Genomic DNA, 3,477 nt, shown 5'->3' on the forward strand with positions numbered 1-3,477 from the left:
AAACGAGCTCTGGAGTTGGCGCCGCAATTGGATGTGGTGGTGCGAGCTACCGACAAGGAAGACATCGAACAGCTCTATCAGTTGGGGGCCAGAGAAGTCGTCCACCCCGAATTTGAGGCCAGCCTGGGGCTGTGCAGCCATGTGTTGCTAGAGTTGGGAGAACCCCCAGACATCATTCAGCAGGAGATCCTGGCCATTCGCAGCAGCCACTACCGCGATCTGCGCCCTCTCCACCCCAGTTGTCTGATCCCTGCGCCTGTCAGTTGGCTGACACCGCCGGCCCCACCTCCCTCTCCCCCCCTCCCCGCCAATGCCAACGGCAGCCACGACAGCCACCCACCTGAGTCTGTGCTGGCCTGGTGGGAACGCTGGCAGCGGCCTGTTCAACCCGAATGGGCAGGGATCCCTGGCTCTGCCGAGTAGAGATTTGCACCTCAATCTTCGTAGTATCCTGCAAACTGGAGGTGTGGCCACTGCAAGTTGCAAGCCTCGGGACAGTTCCCCCGCTGCCTTTGCGGATGGAGACGCTGGGAGGTTTTCCAGAGGCAACGGAAAGGGTCCTCGGCGTTGCTCGGCACTCTGGGGGGAGGGGTGCCCCATCTGTTTCTGGCCTAGGTTGCCATGCCGACCGTCAACTATCTGCGCATCAGCTTGATCGATCGCTGCAATTTCCGCTGCCAGTACTGCATGCCTGACGAGGCGGAGTTGACGTGGCTGCAAGCCCCAGAGCGTTTAACGGATGAGGAAATCCTCACGTTGGTTCGAGAGGTGTTTTTGCCGTTGGGGATCGATTGCTTTCGCCTCACCGGCGGCGAACCCCTGCTCAGGCCGGGGCTGGAGCACCTCATCCGGGCTCTATGCAGCCTGCCTGGGGTGAGAGATGTGGCCCTTACCACCAACGGCTTCAACCTCAGCCAAAAAGCTCAACTCCTCTATGAAGCGGGGTTGCGCCGCATCAACATCAGCTTTGATTCCCTCAACCCCGAGACCTTTCGACTGATCACGGGGCGGGATCGCTGGCGGCAGGTCTGGGCCGGGATCCAAGTTGCCCACCAAGTGGGGTTTGATCCCCTCAAGTTGAATGTGGTGGTGATCCCTGGGCTCAACGAATCGGAAGTGGAAGATCTGGCTGCCCTTACTCTGGAGCGACAATGGCATGTGCGCTTCATCGAGTTTATGCCCATTGGCAATGCCGCCCTCTTTCAGCAGGCCGGCTGGGTGGAGTCTGAGGTGCTGCGACAGCGAATTCGCGCTCGCTTTGGCCTGGAACCTGGGTTTGTGGCCGGCAATGGGCCGGCGGATGTGTTTCGCATCCCGGGGTCAAAAGGCACCTTGGGCTTTATCAGCCAGATGTCGGAGTGCTTTTGTGATCGATGCAACCGCATGCGGCTATCCAGCGACGGTTGGCTGCGCCCTTGCCTGCTCAACGAATCCGGCCAAATCAACCTGCGGGATCCGCTGCGAGCTGGGATCCCTGCCGAAAGGCTAAGACAGCAGGTGCGGGAATTGCTGGACATCAAGCCGGATATCAACTTCAAAGGACGGGACACCGGCAGCCAGGGATCCTACCGGCGCACCATGTCTCAGATTGGCGGCTAGCGGGGATAAGGGATCCGCAAAAGCTGGTTGACCGGTGGGTGGGCCACCTGCAACTGTTTCCCATCCGGCCACTGGATCTGGATTTCCTTGACCCCTGTTTCGGATCCCAGGCCAAAGTGGGCCACCGGCTCCATCTGACAGAGGTAGCCGCTGCCGGCGTCGATGGCCTGGATCTGGGTACGGGTGGAGGTGAGCAGCCTTACCAACGCGCCGCGGGCCGGGGCTCCCTGGCGGGTGAGGGGCAGAACCCTCAGCCAGTTGTTGGCATTGGCCTGAGGGCGATAGAAGCTGAGAGGCTGGGCGCCAGACTCCCCATGGGCAATCAACAATTCTAGACGACCGTCCCCATCCACATCGGCCACCGCTGCTCCTGTCCCCAATCCCTGCGGCTCGGCAGCATCTCCAATGTCGATGGCTTGCCAACGGCCGGAGCGCCAAGCAAACAGACGGTTGGGCTCGCCGATGTTGTTGAAAAACAGCTCCGGATAGCCGTCGTTGTCGAAGTCGGCAGCAATGACCGTGCGAATGCGGGAGGGCCTGGCCAGCTCAGGGGGGGCTACATCCTTAAAAAAACCGCTGGGGGTCTGGATCCAGAGGCGATGGGGGCCTTCCCAGTTGCCGTAGAGCAAATCCAGCCGTCCATCCCCATCCAGATCCACCGCCACCACGCCACGTCCGTGCTCGTCCGGATCCGCCAGGCCCACCTCAGCGGCAATCTCTTCAAAGGTGCCATCTCCCCGGTTGCGAAACAGAAAGTTGGGCCCCTGCTCATTGACGGCAAAAATGTCCATCCGCTGCGAGACCAAGGGCAAGGCCACCAGACCCCGCCCGCCCGTCACCCGATTCAATCCCGCTTCCGGCGCTACATCGGCGATCATCTGGTTGGAGGCCAGCTCATACAGGCGCATGGGGCCGCCGTAGTTGGCCACGAAAAATCCATAGCGCCCCTGGCCAAGACGATCCACACAGGCTACAGAGCGACCTGCGGTCAAGTTGAGGGCATCTTGGTTTTGCGGCAGGGAGAACAGATCCACCCAGGCGGATCCCTGCCAGTCGAAGAGGCGATCCCCAAAGCGCTTGCGCCCGCCGAAGGTATCGGTATTCAAAACGTAGAGTTCCTCTTGCCCGTCCCCGTCAAAGTCGGCGGCAGCCACCCCAATTGCCATGCGCCCTGCATCGGCCAGGGTGTCGTCTGCTTGATCCACCAGGGTTTGCCCATCCCACTTCAAGACTCGATTGGAGCCGCGGAACCCGCACACAAACAGCTCAAAGGCCCCATCCCGATCCAAATCGCAAGCGGCAACCCCGTAGAAAAGGGCAGGTGGGTTAAAGCGGATCTGCGAGCTGCAATCTTGGAACATGGGGATCCCATCGGAGAACAATAGGAACTGGTGGAGCTTCCAGCTCTGATGGTATGCTGGATCTTCGCTGGAACTTCCCCTTCAACCATGCCACGCATCAAATCTGCCATCAAGCGCGTTCAGATCGCAGAGCGGAATCGGCTGCGCAATAAAGCCACCAAAGCCATGGTGCGCGCTCTGATGAAGAAAGTGATCTCCCTCTCAACTGCCTATGCCGCCAACCCACAGCAAGAAACTCTGCAGGAAATCCAGGCGGCGATGAGTGCTGCTTTCAGCCGCATTGATAAAGCTGCCAAAACCGGCGTCCTGCACAAAAACACAGCCGCTCGTCGTAAGGCTCGGCTGGCCCGGATTGTGAAGCTATCTGTGGCTTCCTCGGAAAAATCCCAGGCTGAGGCTTTGGGTGGGCGTGATTGACTTCTCCTGCTGCTTCGGAAGTGGTGCTTGTGCGGGATTTCAGCCGCACGCAAACGAGATTTTGCCTCGGTGCCGGCAGGGATCCCAAGTAGCAGCCAAA

The 3,477-nt window shown here is 60.1% G+C and carries 3 protein-coding genes and 1 pseudogene; 3 read left to right on the forward strand and 1 reads right to left on the reverse strand.

Annotated features, from left to right (window positions below; genetic code table 11):
• Together NW834_RS03930 and moaA are read left to right on the forward strand one after the other, a co-directional pair.
• Positions 1-423: pseudogene (locus NW834_RS03930) on the forward strand (sodium:calcium exchanger); the annotation flags it as partial.
• Between the two features lie 198 nt (positions 424-621).
• A complete protein-coding gene (gene moaA / locus NW834_RS03935; protein WP_414426218.1) occupies positions 622-1,599 on the forward strand; it encodes a GTP 3',8-cyclase MoaA in 978 nt (325 codons plus the stop codon).
• On the opposite strand, the gene NW834_RS03940 is transcribed toward moaA, so the two are convergent.
• Positions 1,596-2,960 (reverse strand): CRTAC1 family protein, encoded by a 1,365-nt coding sequence (locus NW834_RS03940; protein WP_414426219.1) that lies wholly within the window; start codon positions 2,958-2,960, stop codon positions 1,596-1,598. The genes moaA and NW834_RS03940 overlap by 4 nt on opposite strands.
• An 87-nt stretch (positions 2,961-3,047) precedes the next feature.
• Here NW834_RS03940 and rpsT point away from each other — a divergent pair, with 87 nt between their 5' ends.
• A complete protein-coding gene (gene rpsT / locus NW834_RS03945; protein WP_414331315.1) occupies positions 3,048-3,377 on the forward strand; it encodes a 30S ribosomal protein S20 in 330 nt (109 codons plus the stop codon).
• Positions 3,378-3,477: the final 100 nt, after the last annotated feature.

Origin of the sequence: Synechococcus sp. R60.1 (assembly GCF_047461835.1) — a bacterium.
In the GTDB taxonomy this organism is placed as follows: Bacteria; Cyanobacteriota; Cyanobacteriia; order Thermostichales; family Thermostichaceae; genus Thermostichus.